11 protein-coding genes and 2 pseudogenes are annotated in these 19,245 nt (G+C 35.0%); 3 read left to right on the top strand and 10 right to left on the bottom strand.

The genetic code is table 11. The features are described from left to right. A partial coding sequence (locus KW850_RS05710) for an IS110 family RNA-guided transposase (RefSeq protein WP_218346622.1) occupies positions 1-1,142 on the top strand: 1,142 nt, incomplete at its 5' end. Positions 1,143-1,360: 218 nt separating this feature from the next. Then, positions 1,361-2,200 carry a tyrosine-type recombinase/integrase gene (locus KW850_RS05715; protein ID WP_218346623.1) on the top strand — a complete coding sequence of 280 codons (840 nt, stop codon included), beginning with the start codon at positions 1,361-1,363 and terminating at the stop codon, positions 2,198-2,200. A 373-nt stretch (positions 2,201-2,573) separates the two neighbouring features. On the opposite strand, the gene KW850_RS05720 is transcribed toward KW850_RS05715, so the two are convergent. Together KW850_RS05720 and KW850_RS05725 are read right to left on the bottom strand one after the other, a co-directional pair. Then, positions 2,574-3,065 (bottom strand): hypothetical protein, encoded by a 492-nt coding sequence (locus tag KW850_RS05720; RefSeq protein ID WP_218346624.1) that lies wholly within the window; start codon positions 3,063-3,065, stop codon positions 2,574-2,576. A gap of 22 nt (positions 3,066-3,087) precedes the next feature. Then, positions 3,088-5,799 carry a DUF3289 family protein gene (locus KW850_RS05725; protein ID WP_218346625.1) on the bottom strand — a complete coding sequence of 904 codons (2,712 nt, stop codon included), beginning with the start codon at positions 5,797-5,799 and terminating at the stop codon, positions 3,088-3,090. A gap of 1,182 nt (positions 5,800-6,981) precedes the next feature. Here KW850_RS05725 and KW850_RS05730 point away from each other — a divergent pair. Then, positions 6,982-8,439, top strand: coding sequence for an IS1182 family transposase (locus KW850_RS05730; protein WP_218346626.1), 1,458 nt, complete (start codon positions 6,982-6,984; stop codon positions 8,437-8,439). 114 nt (positions 8,440-8,553) lie between these two features. Here KW850_RS05730 and KW850_RS05735 read toward each other — a convergent pair. From KW850_RS05735 to KW850_RS05765, 8 genes and pseudogenes are all read right to left on the bottom strand, one after another. Next, positions 8,554-9,863, bottom strand: a pseudogene (locus KW850_RS05735) (IS3 family transposase); the annotation flags it as partial. A 336-nt stretch (positions 9,864-10,199) separates the two neighbouring features. Beyond that, a complete protein-coding gene (locus KW850_RS05740) occupies positions 10,200-10,727 on the bottom strand; it encodes a dihydrofolate reductase family protein (RefSeq protein ID WP_218346627.1) in 528 nt (175 codons plus the stop codon). A 398-nt stretch (positions 10,728-11,125) separates the two neighbouring features. Next, positions 11,126-11,443, bottom strand: coding sequence for a hypothetical protein (locus tag KW850_RS05745; protein WP_218346628.1), 318 nt, complete (start codon positions 11,441-11,443; stop codon positions 11,126-11,128). Between the two features lie 178 nt (positions 11,444-11,621). Continuing rightward, complete coding sequence (gene tnpB, locus KW850_RS05750; RefSeq protein ID WP_218346629.1) at positions 11,622-12,797, bottom strand: IS200/IS605 family element RNA-guided endonuclease TnpB; 1,176 nt, start codon at positions 12,795-12,797, stop codon at positions 11,622-11,624. Between the two features lie 162 nt (positions 12,798-12,959). Then, a complete protein-coding gene (locus KW850_RS05755; protein ID WP_218346630.1) occupies positions 12,960-14,201 on the bottom strand; it encodes a Bcr/CflA family multidrug efflux MFS transporter in 1,242 nt (413 codons plus the stop codon). Between the two features lie 222 nt (positions 14,202-14,423). Then, positions 14,424-14,798: a FixH family protein gene (locus tag KW850_RS05760; protein WP_218346631.1), complete on the bottom strand. Its 375-nt coding sequence runs from the start codon at positions 14,796-14,798 to the stop codon at positions 14,424-14,426. Positions 14,799-14,952: 154 nt separating this feature from the next. After that, positions 14,953-15,302: pseudogene (locus tag KW850_RS33165) on the bottom strand (IS4 family transposase); the annotation flags it as partial. A gap of 229 nt (positions 15,303-15,531) precedes the next feature. Then, complete coding sequence (locus tag KW850_RS05765; RefSeq protein ID WP_218346632.1) at positions 15,532-19,029, bottom strand: endo-alpha-N-acetylgalactosaminidase family protein; 3,498 nt, start codon at positions 19,027-19,029, stop codon at positions 15,532-15,534. Positions 19,030-19,245 lie beyond the last annotated feature (216 nt).

Here is a 19,245-nt window from a genome sequence, read left to right on the forward strand (position 1 = left end):
TGGCACATACCATGGAAGGACTGCAGTCCCTTCACTATTTTGTAAGAGAAATAGAAATGAAAACAGGAGTAAAGCCTCCCCTCGTTTTGGAATCAACAGGGCATTATCATATCCCCGTTGTACAATATTTTGAGGAAAAGGGTTACTTATTAATTATCGTCAATCCTCTTATCTCTTATCGGGCGAAAAGTTCCAGTTTACGCAAGGTCAAAACAGATGTCATTGATGCCTATCATCTCTGCGAGCTGTATTATAAAGAGGATTTAGAACCATATAAAAAACGAGGAATTCAATTATTGAACCTTCGTAACCTCACAAGGCAGCATGAGAATATAACAGGCATTTACGTCCAGACAAAATTGCAATTCCAAGCTGTTCTAGACCAGGTATTCCCTGAATATTGCGGGGTTTTTGGTGATTTATATTCTGTGGTTTCCCTGCTTGTTTTACTAGAATATCCCTCTTCCGAGGATGTTTTAACTTCTGGAGAAGAAGCCGTGGCTTATAAAGTCCATGAACTATGTAAGAGCCGTTCTAAAAAGTGGGCACAAGAGCAGACTTTGAAATTAATCGCCGCAGCGGTCCGAAATCCATTCGAGAGAACCCTTTATCAGAGCCATGTTCTCTCACTAAAAATGTATATTCAAATGCTTTTGGAATACCAAAAGCATCTATCCAGGTTAGAAAAAGAGATAGATGCTTTGGCAAAGGAAATGAAAGAATATAAGATTATCCAATCAATCCCAGGTATCGGTGAAAAAATCGCTGCCACGATTATTTCTGAAATTGGGGAAATTGATCGGTTTAATCACCCTAAGAAACTGGTAGCTTTCGCTGGAATTGACCCAAGTGTATATGAATCTGGACGGTTTAAAGGAACAGAAAACCATATTAGCAAAAGGGGCTCCAGCCGACTAAGACACGCCCTGTATATGGCTGTTCGCTGTGGGATTAGGGATTGTCGTAAAAAGAAAACGACAGAGACGATCATCCCGCGTAACAAAAGACTACGCGAATTCTATGATAAGAAACGTGGAGAAGGAAAGCCCTATAAGGTAGCAGTCATTGCATGTGCTAACAAGCTTCTACAATGGATCTATGCCATTTTGAAAAGCGAATCACCTTTCCAAGATCTAGCTTAGTTAATAATATTAACTAAATACAACAAAACCTTCCAGTTATAGCATGATGGAAGGTTATTTGGCATGCTTATTTTTATTATAACATGACCCAATTTCATTTTTTATTGAAAAATCTTGACAAACTATTAGCTGGTTTAGCTTAATAAGAACCACTGTTTCAATTTCGTGAAACAGGTCAATAATTCCTGAAAAAAAGAATTTTTTGGGGAGAGATGAACTTGTTATTATCTCAAGCATGGGAAACGTATGAATCTGATAAACGTATTGAAGGCTTTTCACCGCAAACATTAAAAGCATATAAACTACAGTCCGGCTTACTTATACGCTTTTTTAATGATGTTCAACTTGAGACGATCACTACGGATCAATTAAAAGCTTATTTAGCAAAATCAAGTGAAAGCCTTAAGCCTTCAAGTTTGGCTCATCGAATTCGTTTTATGAAATCATTGTTTCGATGGTCTCATGAAGAAGGGCATATTCCCAAAAACCCAGCAGCTAAAATAAAAGAACCTAAAACCGGGGAACGAATTCCTAAATTTTTGACCGAAATGGAAATTGAACATTTACGGGAAGCCTGTTGTTCCCCAATGGAAAAGGCATTGTTTGAATTCATGTTCTCCACTGGATGCCGAATTGGAGAAGTTGTTACCTTAGATAGAGGCAGAATTAATTGGTTGAACCGATCCGCTATTATCAGAGGTAAAGGCGATAAGGAACGGGAAGTCTATTTCAATATCCGCTGCGAAATTTGGTTAAAACGATACCTAGATAATCGTGAAGACAGGGACACTGCTATTTTTGTCACGGAACGGGATCCCCATCGAATGAGCATTGCCCAGATGCGATACATTATTAAGCGGATTTCAAACCGCGCCAGAATTAACAAAGACATTCATCCGCACCAACTAAGACACAGCTATGCAACCCACTTATTGAATAATGGAGCACCTCTAGATGTTATTCAAAGCCTATTAGGTCATGAAAAAAGTGAAACCACCCGGATATATGCCCAGTTAAGCGGAAGCATCAGGCAGGAATTATATAGGAAGTTTTTTTAGAAATAAATAAGCAACGCATCTCACAATAGCATTGCTTTATTTCACTCTTGCACCCGATAGTTTAAGTGTAATCCTTCACAATCTCTTCTACACCTTAATATAACTCCAATCCCTAATAAGTGTTGTTCCAGAATCCAGTACAATACAAAAAGACGCCTTCTTATTCAAGAAAAGCGCCCTTTAACGGAACGAAGAAAAAATTATATTAGCTGGTATTATGGAATATTAAAGTTTTAATAGAGTATGGAAACGATTCGAGTAATGAGGGCAACTATGGAAAATATTCATAGTGATCCCTAGTCTATCATGTAGTGTTCCTGTTGTAGTTTCTAACAATTTCCATTTCATTATTTTTTAGTGTATGGATAGTGTATCACTCAACAAGCTGATCCTCAATAAAACGCATCCTCTTAATTACCTTTCCTTCCTTACTTTTATCATAAACATTGTATTCTTTTTGTGGTTCAGCATCTGACCAAATGATCGATGCAATGAGATCATGTTTATGATGTTCCATCCGATCCGTATTCATGTAACTGTCATCAGGCTGCCAGTCTCTTGGCAAATCGTCACTTTCCCTATAGAAGGACATATAAAAAATCCTATTTTTTCCTTCTATTACTTTCATTTCACCTTCAACTGGATGATTCTTACTGTGTTTTTTAACTAATTCTTTCAAATCTTTTAAATCTTTTGGTGGATTCAGAATCATGTAATGCTTTCTAAGAGTTACCACTTCTTCATCCTTTTTACCAACGATTTGTTCTGTATTGGCAATTTCGAAAATCTTTGTTTCCCCGCTTGATTCCTCATTCTTTGTACATCCAATTAAGTATAATGGAATGAAGAATATACTAATAATCAAAACTAGAATTTTTAAATTAACTTTAATTGCTCAATTCCCCCTCGAATGGGATATCCATTTCCATTAAAGTAACAAAGGGTTTATATTCCCCATCATAATCTTCATAATGCTGTAAGACAAACCAAGAACGAAATCCTGCTAAGTTGACATACATTTTCTCCACATCTGGCTGATCTAGCCCAAAATGATCATATAAACGAACATGCATGACACCTTCAAAGTGATTGTTCTCTACTGAAAAATCTTTTACGGATATCGTATTCCCCCACGTATCATTTACTGTAATGGTAAGTCCGCCTATTCTATCACTCCAGCTGCTAAACGTCGGGTAAGAAGCATTATCCTGCATATTTTGATAAAATGTATTAGTTGCTTTTGTACTTTCATCAAACCGAAGTGCTCCCAAATTTCCTCCATTTTTCTTTAGCTCATCAACTAAAGCATTTTTGACAAATTCAACATAGTCTTTTGTTGTCTCATGCTCACTCGCTTTTTTAGTTAAAGTCTGATTACTATACGCTGTACCAGTTCCCTCCTCAAAATGATCAATCATATCTAAAACAACATCTTCCATTTCTCCCGTAGAAAATAAGCTTGTGGACATTGTCTCGAACTCATCAAAGAGAATACCTGGGAAATATGATTCTAGTAATTGAAGATGGAACATCCAGCTAATGTCAGTCATTTCATCTCCTGTATAATCATTTGTTGTCATATCATTCGCTACATTTCCATTTTCATCATAACCTTCTGGTCGATCTGATTGAAAAATGACTAAATTGGATAAATTAGCGTACAACGGTTTTGAATCCTCATTATCAAAAATTCCATCTCCATCACTATCTTTTTGGTCTGGTAAACTGGTTGGAAAGAAACCTTCAAAATGAATCGTAATTCCAAAAATCTCAAACGTGAATGTTCTGAATGGACCCATTTCTTGCCCATCGGTTAATCCATCTTCGTCACTATCTTTCATATCAGGATTAGTGTAGATTATACCGTATGGTGTTTTCATTCCTTCCGTTTCATAGGTATCGTATAAGCCATCCCCATCTGAATCTATCTCTTCGCCACCTGAACCATCGCTTTTTACCCCAAGCTTCTTTGAGGAGTCAGTTTCCTTACTCCAAAGCTCCAGCCATTTTTTCTTATCAACAATCATAAATTCACTATGCTGAGTAGTTTCCACACTTATTGTATTCTTACTAGTATCTAACACAGCGTTAAGGCTTTCAAACATTTCCTCATCTTCATTATACCAAATGATGCCTAAATCATGTTCCGATGTGTCTCCAAGCTGTGCTTCATCATAAGTAAACTTAAGGCTTGCTTTATCAAATTCTGATTGAGTATTGATCCCTACCGGAAAACCAATCAGACCGTATAAATTAGCTGTTTTAATATTGCCTTTGTTTGCTGTAATTCTAGTCGTTTTATTTATATTATCCGTTGCACTAAAACTAACTTCTACACTAGTAATTTCTGATTGATCAGGCTGATTCAATGATTGACTAATAGATTGTTTATGGTGTTCTTGTGAATCCGTGATCTCGTCATTATCACTGTCTGCAGTATTCGGATTTGTCTTTAAAGCAAATTCATCTCCATCACTTAATCCATCGCTATCTGTATCATCCTTATTAGGTAATGAATCAAACTGTTGTACTTCAAAACCGTCAGTTAAGCTATCTTGGTCGGAATCTTTCTTCATTAAAGCTGTTTGATAAACCTGCTCGTCTTTATTATTCAGGCCGTCTCCATCGCTATCTTCATCTGCGTCACTTATGCCATTATGATCTGTATCATATTTTGTTGGGGAAATAGATGAATTAATCTCATATTCAATATTGTCCTTTAAACCATCCCCATCTGTATCCATTTTAAATGGATTCATTCCCTCTTGGAATTCTATTCCATCTGTTATCGTGTCACCGTCCGTGTCAGAGGTAGATTCAAAGAATTCTGTGTTAAATGTATAGCCTGCTTTTTCAAGTCCGAATAACACTTGTTTATATGCATTTTGATAGGACTTTGATGCAGGGATACCTAGATCTTTTTCTAGAAACTCATTACCTTTTTCAGACATTTTCACAGCGTTATCCAAATGAGCTTTTATTTTATTTCCATTTTGATCCGATTGATCAGAGATATCTTTTAAGATGCCGATAGCATTTTTATTGACAATTTTATCCGATAAATAAAAATTAAAGAGTATATCTGCAAGTAATACTTCAGTTGGTTTATTAAAATCGTTATTTGATGCATAGCCCCCTAGATATATTGTTAATTTATGTTTGATATTCAAGAGCAGATCACTTTTTAGAACTACCTCTTTTATATACTCCTCTTGAACTGCTTGTTCATATTGGTTAATCAATTGTTCAAACATTTCAAGTTCATTCATATCTGTTTTCTTAAAGTCTCCGGTCTTATCAAATTCCACAATCAGATTATCTAGTGTATTAGAATCTAACTTAGCATTAGAATCTTTTATGACTGTTACGAAACGCTTTAATTCATTTATTGCAACCTTCTCATAGATTAATCCATCTCTGGTATCCTCATAGAATTCATATTCACTTAACCACTGTTTTACATTTTCCTCACTAGAATTCTTTTGTTGTAATTGATTAGCATCATTAATACCCTTAGCCACCACTGTTTGCCCAATTCCGCCGAAAACAATTGCAAAGCTCAATAAAATACTCAGCATACTTTTTATTTTATTTTTCAAAATGAAAATCTCCTCTATTAAAATATTAATTTAACCTATAAAAATATAACGATATTGAGAGAAGCTGCATGCATTTACTAAGGTGGATACTTATAAAACTTATGAGGTTTATTGATCGAAGCATACGATATAGTGGTTCCCATCCAAATAAATATTGTCAAAATCCTTGAGATAATGTCATTAAATCGACTCCTTTACAAGTGTTATTTTTCTAATAGCAACTAGTTGGTACCTATCAAAAGTATATGATGGTAATATATCCCAAATAAAATGAATACTGAATTTTCCGAAAAATTATTAAATCAGAAAGACACCTAATATTTAAATGTCTTGTCTTTTTAAATTTACCGAACATAAATAAATCTTTGACACAATATATTTTCGGCCTGTAAACCAATGAATGAATCCCGTTTCGCTCCCCAACCGTTAATATGAAACGTGTTAGGGGGATGATGCTTTTGGGTCCTTAGACTGTGGCGAAAATGCAAAAAGCATTGTAGAGCATAAAATAAACAGAAACAGCTCTTATAATTCCTTGAGGGATAAATTCATTTTTTCTCTTTTTCTCCCTAAAAAATAATCTTATCAACTAAGTATTAGTTTACAGATTAAAAATATGGATTATAAGGTAAATATTTCCTATTTATTTTTATCAGACTTATGAATTAATGATCTTTCTTTAGAGATTGAACCTATATATAGCAAATTTTCTTTAAAACTTTTGTTCAAGAAAATGGCCCGATTGTTGAACACAAGTTAAACACTACTCTTCAACAAAACTGCCTAGTTAGTTGAATAAGGGAAAACATCTTTTCCTAAATATCGACACCTCAAATGGCGTTAATAATGACTCTTAATTTGTCCTTCATTTTTAATCGTACAATACTTATTGTCCTTATTTTTTTAAAAAAATGATGCCAATTGTTATGTCAAAACCCATAAAAAAAGGTTTAAAATCCTTGGTAAATATAGAAAATGACGTGTGCCAATGAACTATAACCCATAATATGGACAGTTTATTAAAAGTGACTATGCTGCTAACAGATGACCTCGGTATTGTGCGAGGGCACTGAAAAAGTCCAAATTTTAAAAAGGCAGTATAAAGTTCGTTGAAAATGGAACTTTTTTCTGTCTTTTTACTTTATAATTAAAGTTATTTAATTCATGTAGGTGATTTCTAGAATGATTTCATACCAAGAATCTCTTAGTCTTAGTCCATTTATGGCTATTTACGATATTGTTGTTCCAAAGGATAATATGCTTCGTCAAATTAATGAACTTGTTGATTTCTCTTTCATTTTAGAAGAACTAAAAGATAAATATTGTCTTGATAACGGTCGTAATGCAGTACCACCTATTCGGATGTTTAAATATTTACTATTAAAATCAATATTTGATTTATCTGATGTAGATGTAGTAGAACGTTCGAAATACGATATGTCGTTTAAATATTTTTTGGATTTGGCACCAGAAGATCCGGTTATTAATCCTAGTCCATTGACGAAATTTCGTAAACTCCGTCTCTTAGACGTAAGTTTATTAGATACGCTTATCTCCAAGACAGTAGAAATTGCCTTAGAAAAAGAAATCATAAAAAGTAAAACAATAATCGTGGATGCCACTCACACAAAGGCACGTTATAATCAAAAATCACCTAAAGAATTTTTACAAGAGAAATCTAAAATTTTGCGCAAAGCAGTTTATCAAATAGATGAGTCAATTAAGGAAAAATTTCCATCGAAACCCACTTCTAACGAAGTGCAGGACGAAATTGATTACTGTCTAGAAGTTATCCAGGTAGTTGAATCTCAACCGCAAATTGAGGTAATACCTGTTGTAAAGGAAAAACTAAATGTCTTAAAAGAAATAGTTGAAGATTTTGAGGAAAAGTTAAGTTATTCAACGGACCCTGATGCACGAATTGGACATAAATCAGCTCATTCTTCTTTCTTTGGGTTTAAAACACATATTGCGATGAATGATGAACGGATTATTACAGCTGCGGTTGTAACAACTGGGGAAAAAAGTGATGGAAAGTACCTTAAAGAATTAGTTAATAAAAGTAAAGAATCAGGCATGGTAATAGATACAGTCATTGGAGATACAGCTTATTCTGAAAAACACAATATCCAATTCGCAAAAAAAGAAGAATTTCAGCTTGTATCTAAACTTAACCCGCTAATCACACAAGGTAAACGTGCAAAGGAAGATGAATTTGAATTCAATAAAGATGCCGGCATGTATGTGTGTAAAGCCGGTCACATGGCAAATAGAAAAGCACGGATAGGCAAGAAAAATCAAAGTAATAACCAACAACAAGTTTATTATTTTGATATTGAAAAATGTAAAATATGTCCTTTCCGTGAAGGATGTTATAAAGAAGGGGCGAAAAGTAAAACATATTCTGTTTCAATTAAATCCACAGAACATAAGGAACAGGAAACATTCCAAAACAGTGAAGAGTTTAAAGAACTCGCACGTTCACGTTACAAAATTGAAGCGAAAAATAGTGAATTAAAACATGGGCACGGGTATGATACGGCATCATCTGCGGGTCTATTTGGTATGGAAATACAAGGCGCAACAACGATATTTGCCGTCAATTTGAAGCGGATAATTACGCTTTTAAAAGAAAAATAATAGTAGTAGTAAATGAAAATAGGCACTTTCTTAGGAGGGAAATCCAACAAGAAGGTGCCTATTTTTTATGAAGTGACAAAATTTATTAAAAGACGTAAGTTTTTCAGTGCCCTCGTATTGTGCCGGGATCATCTTCTTTAATCCCCACTGATAACGATGATTATTGTACTCCTCTATATATGAATCTACTATTTGTTTTAACTCACCAAGACTATTACATTCTTTATAATCGACTTCGTCTTTAAAATGACCAAAAAATGATTCCATTGGAGCGTTATCCCAACAATTTCCCTTACGGGACATTGATTGAGTTATACCTAGTTTCTTTATCTTATCTTGAAAGACTGGATTGGTATAATGAACCCCTTGGTCTGAATGTATTATTGCATCAGGATGGAACTGATTCTCCATTGCTTCTTTCAGTCTGTCTAATGTTTTATAAACAAGATCCATTTCTAAAGAAGTGGATAAATAATGGGCTAGTATTTCATTGGTACTACCATCTTTAACACAAGATAAATAGGCTTTTTGACCATTAGAATAATAAAGATAAGTAATATCCGTTAACAAAACTTTTCTTGGTTCTTCTTGGTTGAATTCACGATTTAAGTGATTAGGGCATGTTCTATGCTCTTGAGTAGCTTTGATCATCTTTTTATATGGATTTGCTTTCCTAACAATCGTAATAAGCCCATATTTACGCATAAGCCTTCTAATTTTCTTGTGATTCATTATTAGAAAATAATCGTTTTCTAAAATCATTTTGATTTGTAATGCCCCTACTTTTTCCTTTTTCTGTTGGAAGATAAACTTAATGTGTTTAATATCCATTTCATCTTGTTCATCTTTACGATAACGAGTAGAGGCAGCTTCAAGCCAAGCATAGTACCCACTTCTACTTACCCCAGCTAACTTACATAAGAGACTCAATGAGTTCTTTAACTGTTGATTATGAATCGTGTGATGAATAAGTTGAAATTTCTCGGATGGGGTTAAAATCGCTTTTTGATTATCGCCTGCCTTTCTAGTTCCTCTAGCTTTTTTAGAAAGTCATTCTCCGCTTCTAAAAATTTTATTCTAGCTTCAGCCTTTTTGAGCTTTTCTTCAACCGATAATTCACTTGAAGATGGTCGTCCGATACTTCCCTTACCTCTCTGTTCTATTTTGAGTCCAAATTCACCATGGTTCGTAAGGGTTTTGCGCCACCTATGTATAATCTTTCTGGGCTGTTCTCTACCAATAAGCAATAGGTTAAAACCATGATCAATAAAAATCTGAGAGGGTGGCTTTCCACTTTCATATTCCATTACAGCTTTAATCTTAAAGTCTGGATGATAAGATATTGAACGTTCTGAGACACGTAATACGTAAGGATTATTCTCTAGCTCTTCAATCTGCGATTGGGTATATAAATTTTTACTCATGATGTAAATCCTCCGTCCACAATAATTCTTTTATTATAAACGGGTTATCTCACTTAGGACATAGAAAAACCCGAATAACGGTCACTTTTTATTAAGTATCCATTATTCGGGTTATAGTTCACAATTCACACGTCATTTTCTATGTCATTAATAAAGTAAACACCCAAAAACGGAACCCTTTAATTTTGACATCAACAGCGTTTTTATTTTAGCGATAACTTTCGCTACTTACTTTAGCTATTATAAACATCTATTCATTTCCGAACGGTTTTCAGTAAAAAATGTAGTTGAAAAGGGAAAAATCTTCCCCTTCTAAAAAGGGAAAGATGATGAAAATTATTTTTTTATATAATGAAGCATTGCAAGTTGACCTAATTTTTCTACTTTGGATAATGTGTATTGTAAAGTAATATCATCTCCGTTATAAAGGGAGATTCCTTTCCCTAAAATAATAGGGGCAATGGCTAGTTGGAATTCATCAATTAAATTTTCTTTAAAAAATTCACGAGCTAAGTTTCCTCCACCAATAAACCATATATCTTTACCAGGCTTTTGTTTTATAATATTAATGAAAGTTTTGACATCTTCATCAATAAATGAAGCATATTCATCTGATCCACTAACAGATTTAGAAAATACATAATTTTTATAATCACTATAAGGATAATTCATATCAAATCCACGAATGACATCATAAGTTCCTTTTCCCATAACAACAGTGTCAATTCTTTCTAGGAGTGAATGGTAGCCAGAATCTCCCTCTACTTCTGTTGATTCTAACCACTCTAATGTACCATCCTCATTTGCAATATAGCCATCTATTGAAGTACCAATGTATAAAATAATGTTACGCTGTTTTTTCACGTAAATCTCCATTCTTTCGTTTCAGATGATAAAAATAGTATACCAGTCTGTTCAGATACATACCAAATGGATTTTTTCTAGTTTTTCCCTTTAGGTTGAATGAATGTCAATATTCACTCTCCAAATCGCTGGCTATTTCACACCTATTTTGCACATATGTTCTCGCTGTACAACAAGTATTTCACACTAAAAAAACTTTATGCGAATTCATATGAGAATCTTAGAAAAAATCGAGAAAAACGTTGATTTATCAACAAAAATAAAAGCGTGAATTCGTATGTGAATTCACGCTAAAAACTTATTGTTATATACTTTTTTGCACCCGGTATCAGAACCCGTTAAAATTTTTAAAGACTCTATTAAACCGATAATTAATTTTTTCAACCCCTTTTTTCTTTCTATTTCTCAAAAAAATTGTCTGCCTTCACGAGACCCGGTTCCTGACCTTTTCTTTTGGTACTTTGCGGGGCAATGATCTCTCCTTTGAGATCCCGATTTACAACTTTATTTTTAAACATAGAATGTTTACGATAAAAATCCCAGGCAAACATGACAATTTGTTGTATATATCGGTAATTAATCGACATCACCTTGGACCCTCTTTGAAAGCTTAAGCCAGTATCCTGAATATAAGAACGTTTTCGTCTATAAATAGTCTTCGCTCGATCCTCTACTAATAAGAGGTATTGAGTATCACCATTAATTAGTAAACTCACAAGACGAAGCCAATCCCCCTCAAAATCCTACCCTTCACCACTCAAACTGCATCATAGGTTGGTAGAATGGCTTCAATCCTCTCAATTTTCACAATGAAATCTGGTAGTAGATAATTGAACCTCTCACGACTAAAGTCGCGAGATTCCTAAGTAAAGAAACCTATCGGCTTCTAATTGATTAGGCGATTCCCGCAGTCCCTGCGGTTAGAAGTCGTATCGCTTCAATCTTTAGATTTTTTCCTGCGTTAATATCTCTTTGGTGGTGGGTTCCACAAGAAGGGCAATCCCATTCACGGAGTCCGAGGTTTTTAACGTCTTTGTTTTTTGTTCCGCAACAGGAGCATAGTTGACTGCTGGCAAAGTTTTTGGCAACGAGGACGACTTGTTTTCCACCCCATTTCGCTTTATATTCCATCATGCATCTAAATTGAGACCAGGATGCTTCATTGATGGCTTTAGCTAAATGGTGGTTTTGTAACATATTTTTCACCGACAAATCTTCCATCCCGATAATGTCGTGGTTTTTGACAATTTCAGTTGAAATTTTGTCAAGATAATCTTTCCTTGCATTGGCTATCTTTTCATGGATACGAGCCACTTTGATTCTTGCTTTGTTCCAATTCGATCCGCCAATCGTCCGTCTACTCATTGTGCGTTGTGCTTTCGCTAACTTTTCTTCTAATGAACGGAAGAATTTTGGATTGAAGTACACTGTTCCATCAGATAAGGTTGCAAAGTCTTTGATACCGACATCTATTCCAACAGCCGAAAGAGTTTTGGGTAATGCGGTTATCTCCGTTTCTGCTGTTACGGACACAAAATATTTGCCAGATGGATTCCGTCTAACTGTCGCACTTAAAATCCTGCCTTCTACCTCACGGCTTTTTGCATAACGAACGAGCCCGAGTTTAGGTAGTTTTATCTGATTATCTAATATTTTAATATTTCCATTCGTATATTTTGTCGTGTAGGATTGAACCTTGTTCTTTTTCGATTTGAATCGCGGTAGCTTTGTTTGCTTATGATAGTAACGATTATAGGCATCACTTAAATTTTCCACGGATTTTTGTAAGGCGATGCTGTCCACTTCTTTCAAAAATTCATAATGCTTTTTTAATTCTGGTAGTGATTTAATCGTTTCAAATTTATTAAGAAAATCACCTTTCCAATGATTCATTGGGAGCTGACCGTTCTGTTTCATCTCTTCGACTATATACCAATAGTCATCTTTTTCATTTTGTTTCTTAAGAAAGAAATTAAAGACAAAACGGGTACAGCCAAAGGTTTTGTTGATGAGCGTGGCTTGGCCTTTCGTTGGATAAAGCCTAAATTTGTAGGCTTTATGGACAAGCATAGAGATCCCCCCTTTATCACATTATAGCACATACGTTCGGTAAAAGATACAAAATAATGGTCGATTCATCTCATGACTGAAGTCACAAGTGTTCTCGACCCTTTCATAAAGGAGAACACATTCGCTACTTAACGAAATGAGTTCTCCTTTCAATTAATATTTTTAGATACTGGGTTTCTTTATTGAGCACTGGTCATTGGAAATTTGTATCCCGAGCGTTGCTTTTCGTACCATTACAAAATAGGAAAAGAAAGCCAGAAGACTTGAGCAAAAGATGATCACGCCCATAGGAATGCCGGAATTCGCCCCTGCTATTCCCACCAGTGGAGCCGCTAATGAGCCAAGGACAAATGGCAATAAACCTAATAAGGCAGAGGCACTGCCCGCAATATGTCCTTGCGTTTCAATGGCTAAAGCAAAAGACGTGGTTCCAATCATACTGATAGAAGAGATAAAAAAGAAGATCGGAATCGCGACGGCGAAAAGCGGAGCTTTTAATAACAGAGCAATTAGTAAAACTGCACCCGCTATGCTAGAGATGACTAACCCTATCTTTAAGAAAGTTCGCTCCGAAACGATGTCAGCCAATCGGCCGACCAACTGACTCCCAATAATTAATGCTAATCCATTGGTCCCAAATAAAAAACTAAATTGTTGCGGTGTGACTCCGTAAATATTTTGATAGACAAACGGAATCCCAGATACATAGGCAAAGATTCCAGCTGTAGTAAAGCCTGAAGTTAGTGCGTATCCCATGAACGTTCGATCTCTGAATAAAGAACCAAAATTCTTCATAATCTGTGGCAAATTGCTTGGAACACGGTTTTCTTCTGGCAGAGTTTCTTCTAATTTGAATGCAACCGTGAAGAGCAACACCGCACCTATACAAGCCAACGCAAGAAAAACACCATGCCAATTGGTAAAAGCAAGAATTCCCCCTCCAGCAATCGGTGCAACGATTGGTCCAAGGTTACCCACTAACACCATCATCGTAAAGAACTTGGTCAGTTCCCTTCCACTGAATAAATCTCTAACAATTGCTCTAGAGATTACAAGTCCGCCTGCTGCAGCAAAGCCCTGGACTAATCGAGCGATGATAAGGAAATAGATATTCGGGGCCAACGCACAGGTTATAGAAGCAAGTAAATACAAGGTGATAAAGATAAGCAAGGGTTGTCGGCGGCCTTTCACATCACTTAAAGGACCAATAACCAATTGTCCTAACCCCAAGCCTAATAAACAAGAAGTTAAACTAATTTGTACGAGTGAAGCCGTCGTATGATAATCTTTTACAATTATTGGAAAAGATGGTAAATACGTATCGATTGTAAAAGGTCCTAATAGTCCAAGTGATCCAAGAAGTATAGCAAGCTGTATTCGTTTTTTTCCACTAGGTTTATTCAATGTCCATCGCCTTTCTATATAAGAAGTATTTTTTCCTTATTGCATTATTTCGACATCCTAAATAATAAACTTTATTATAACCTGAGCCTTGCTCAGGGGTAAACAAATAAATTCCATGGAAACGATTTCAATTTTCGACCAAAGGTGAAATGGAAACAGGGGAACGGTTCTTTCTGCTCCGTCCCCCCTTCTATGTATAAAATGAAAATCCTATTTTTAACACTATTGTGCATGATTGTAAACAATCGAAAATCTTTTTTCTCCCAACCACTTTTCTCCGTTGTAATCTATTTTAATGGCAGCCGTATAATCCCCTTCCATTTCAAATTTTGCTTGTCCAACATACACACCATTCCCTGTTTCCTGCATTTCCATTGAAATATCTCCATGACTCATCCCTTGCATATCCAATTTCACACTAACCTCAGCACCCTTTACAGGTTTACCATCACGGTCTAAAATTTTTAATTGAATGGGAGTAGATTGGCCTGGTGTAAATGATTTGGGGGTAACTAGCTTGATCTCAAAATTATTTGAACTGCAGCCTGTTATCAAAATTAAAATAAGGCTAATAAGTAAAATCGTAAATTTGTTCATTACTCGCCATCCTTTCTAAATATTTTTTTCTTGTTGAAATAGATGAGGCACTAGCATATAAAATTATCATCTAAAACCAATAAAGATACAAATATTTAAATTGAACGGAAGGGATATATTTTCATCTAAAATAAAAAAATTAAAGGGTCTTAATTCAACCTTCGCAGAGTGAAATCAGCAAATTAGCCTTGATATAACTAGGAAGGCCAGAGATCCACTGCTCAAGTTGACTTTGAATTAACTTTTTGATTTTCTTATTCGTCTGTTTTAGTGCGTCTTGAAGAAGCTCAATCAACTGTTGTAATGCAATAGCCCAATCAAGTTCATTTACTTCATCACATAATTCGTAAAACAGACCTCCTATTGTGCAATGATCGGTATTACAACGATTTTGCCACACAGAACAATAAAACGAGCAAACACTATCGTGGTATGGCTAATCAGCCCATCATAGGAACGACTTTGGAACTCTTTTTGAAGTTTTAAAAATGATTTAGTCGTCTGAATAGATAGACTCTGAACTTAGTACAGTCAACGATTTGCACTGATTTTATTGGTATGAAAGTTGAGTAATATAGAAAAGAGTCGAGATTTCTCTCGACTCTTTATAACCTCCTTAACAATCACTTGCTTATTAGAATGGAACATATTATCTACTAATTTATTTTACGGACTGTTAATACAAAAATTGAATTTATTACAGTCAGTTTTCCCCATTTTAAAACAACTGATTCTATTTGTTTGGTATCGTTTCAATAACTAGATTATCAAGCATAATATCTTTATAGCCATTAAAGTTAGCTTGTGAGCCTTTCACACCTTGAGTATCGGCAGCTTTGTTAGTAGAATAAATACCAAACCAGCTTTGACCTGATTCATCCCCTTTTAAAGTAAAGGAATAAGTGCCAGTTTTTGCATCCTTATCGCTACTTGCTGTTGATTTTAATTCATCCTTAGTTAATACTCCTTTTTCTTCAAATGGAGCATTACCTGTTACTACTGCGTAAGTTCCATCACTACCTACTTCATAATCAAAAGTGATTTTATACGTTACACCTGGTTTGAATTTGAAGTTTTGAGGTATTGTTTGGTATACAAGTGTGTCACGTTCTGTTAAACCATTAGTTTTAATTGACCATTTACCAGCAATAACATCATTTACTAGTTTTTGGTTCCAACCTCTTTGAGTATATGGTGCATGTAATTCAGCAAGGTGAGTTCGATTATCTTCTACACCTTCAATATCACCAATTACAAACGGATAGATACCTTGTGCAACACTTTCAAAGTCTTGTACGAATTTATCACTGCTTACTTGGTTATTAGCGTTATTTTCTACGATACGAATATCATCAAAGTAACTTGCACCATTCCCAGCATCTCTAGACAAATCAATGGTTACATCAGATGCATTATTACCAGTTTCAAAGAATACGTACATATTTTGAAAATAACTTGTTCCATCTATTGTTGAAGTCATTTGACCATCTGCTTTTGCTTGCTCAGAACCTAAAGTATTGTGTGCATAAGCTCTTACATAGTTCTTAGCGATAGATTTACCAGTACTATTTGTATCCTTTTTACCGTTAGAAGTAATGGTTATACTTGCTTGTTCTTCACTTCTGTTGTCAATACCAACATAAGCAGCATACTTAGTATTTGGTTTTAATCCCGTTACTTTTTGAGTAACATTTACTTTCTCTTTATTGTTAGAGATTGTTAACATGTTATTATTACCTTCACTCTTCGTAATCTTAACCGCTTTTGAATCTCCTGTAACTTTCCAATCTTTTAGGGAATTGCTGTTATAGCCAGTATCTACAAGATGCATTCCTTCGCTCCATTTAACATCTTTGTTAGATTTCGCTTTTTTATGAATGATATATGCAGTAGATTTTTTTGCATTTAATGTGATCTTACCATTTTTAATCGCAACGTCTTCCCCATTTTCATTACCTAGTTCTGTTAACTCATAAACTTTAACTGTACCTTCCCAGCCAGATGGAACAGTCCAAGTTGTTTCTCCACCGTTTGTATTCCAATGGTATAATTTTTCATTCGCTGATGATAATTTTTTACCATTTTGATCCCAAGACCATGGAATTAAATACTTTTCATCACCAGATTTACCTTCAAATATTTCCTTACCATTAAATGTCATAGTTCTTGTACGGTAACCATCTTTATCATTTGCAAAATCATTAGACTTTCTTTCAATTTCAAGTGTATTTTTACCAGAGTCATCTTTTAATACTGCCTTCATGCCTGGTACCCAGTTGTAAGTTTTATTATTATCTGTCATTTCAACTGCTTTACCATCTTCCCACTGTGTTACTTTATAATGTTGGATGAATTTTGTAGGAACGTTCACTGCAAACAAGTTATCCATATAGGCTTTGTAGTCACTTCTACCTTGCCATCCTTCAAAGTCTTTCATGCTGTAGCCACCTAATAATGGAGCATCAGCGTCGCCACCATACTTAGGATAGTTACCAATCCATGCATCTTTTTGATGGTTTTTAATGAAACGAGTAATTGTACTATTGATACCTTTTAGAGTATAACCACCATAAGTTAAATCAGCTGCCCAGTGTTGGAATGTAGAATCATACTCGTTAGCATATCCCCACTCACTACCTAAGCGCCAACCTAAACTGTTAATTTCTTTACTTAACTGACGACTTGGCCATGTACTATTATCACCTGACTGTCCATTACCCCAAACGTCTACATAAATAAAATTTAAATCATTCTTTTTGCCACCAAGGACGTCATAAAAATCTTTGAAACGTTGTGCTCTACCATTTCTTAAATCATAATCAGCATCAATGTTTATTCCTTGGTCAATCCAGTTCCAACCATACTTATAAGTTCCATCTGGATTTTTTAATAAACGATCTTCTTGGAAATATTTTGACTCTGGATAAGTTTCACTTGCATTCACGTGAACTCCAAAAGTTGCCCCATATTCTTTACCCTTCGCTAGCAATGTTTTCATATCCGTTGCGCCACCGATACGAGTTCCAACATCTGCATAATTTAAATGACCAGAATCATGCCCTTCACTACCATAACCTTTCAGTAGAATAGATTGCCCTAGTCCATCGGTATTTAAAGAAAACTTCTTAACTCCATCTAAAGCCATTAAGAAAGGATTTTGAGCTTGACCGCCAAAGTTCATGCTAATGCGGTAACCGACTAAGTCTGGAACCTTTTCTGTCCCTAGAGGTTCGTTCATAATTTTTCTATAATCAATAGCTCCGTCTTGCCAGTTTATTTTTTTATCACTATTAGCGTCGGCAGTAATAACAACCTTCGCAGATGGCATTTCATCTACCTTGTTTACTGTTCCATCTTCTAGCTCAAGAGTACCATCTTCCTTACGATGCTCTTCTGATTTTTGATAGGTCCAGAATGTACTACTTAAACCAATTGTTTTTTGCCCTACACTATTAGTCGTAGCCGTAGCTGTAATTCTTTGTGCATCAGTTTTTGCAGCATAAGAATCTGGAGCTAATTTTTTTGCTAAACTATTCTCCGTATTAGACCAGATACCTGCACTTAATACATCATTAGAAAGAAAAGCATACATATATCCTTTTTGCTCTTCATCTTTCGTATTTAAATTTTTATCAACCTTAACCTGTCTGTCACCATTGATATGTGTATTTGTAGACATCTGTACTCCATCTAGTACAGCATCTTTTTGACTACTATTTACAGTAATTAAATTGTGATTTGGAATTTCAATTGTTTTTACGATTTTGTTGTCCACAATTTTTGTAATATTGAATTCTAAAATATTATCTTTAACAACCATCTCTGCAGTAATAACTGCAGAGATATTGTGACTAACGTCTATTAAAGTCATCTCATACATTATTTTATTAGATGAAACTTTTGCTTTTACTTTTGGTTTTACTGCTATGTCATTAATAAGGATTGTATCTAATGCCTCAGTCTGTCCGTAAAAAGTATTCCCTGCTCCATTTCCAGATTTTAAATCGTACTGAATTACTCTTGGAAATTTCACATCGACGAGAACGTCCATTTGATTAGAAGAAATAACCGTTTGTGCACTTCGTGGAATGATTTGACTACCTTCTTGTTTAATATCCGTGTTCCCCTTAGCTAATATCAGAGAACTATTCGCAAACCATGTAGAACCTACCATACAACCAGCTAAAAGTACTGCAATCGTTTTACTATACTTTTTTCTTGTATTTTTCATAAATACCCTCCTCTGCTTGTACTCTAGATTACTTTTGTCAAAGCGCTTTCACAAGAGAGATGTTGTCCTCTTTTTTAGAAATATTGTTTTTTGTAATATTCAATAACTCAACTTTCGCACCAATAAAATAAGTGCAAATCGTTGACTGTGCTAAGTTCAGAGTCTATCTATTCTGTTGATTGACAAACCTAATAAAAAATGAAAAACACCTCGTTC

The organism is Bacillus sp. sid0103, assembly GCF_019219025.1.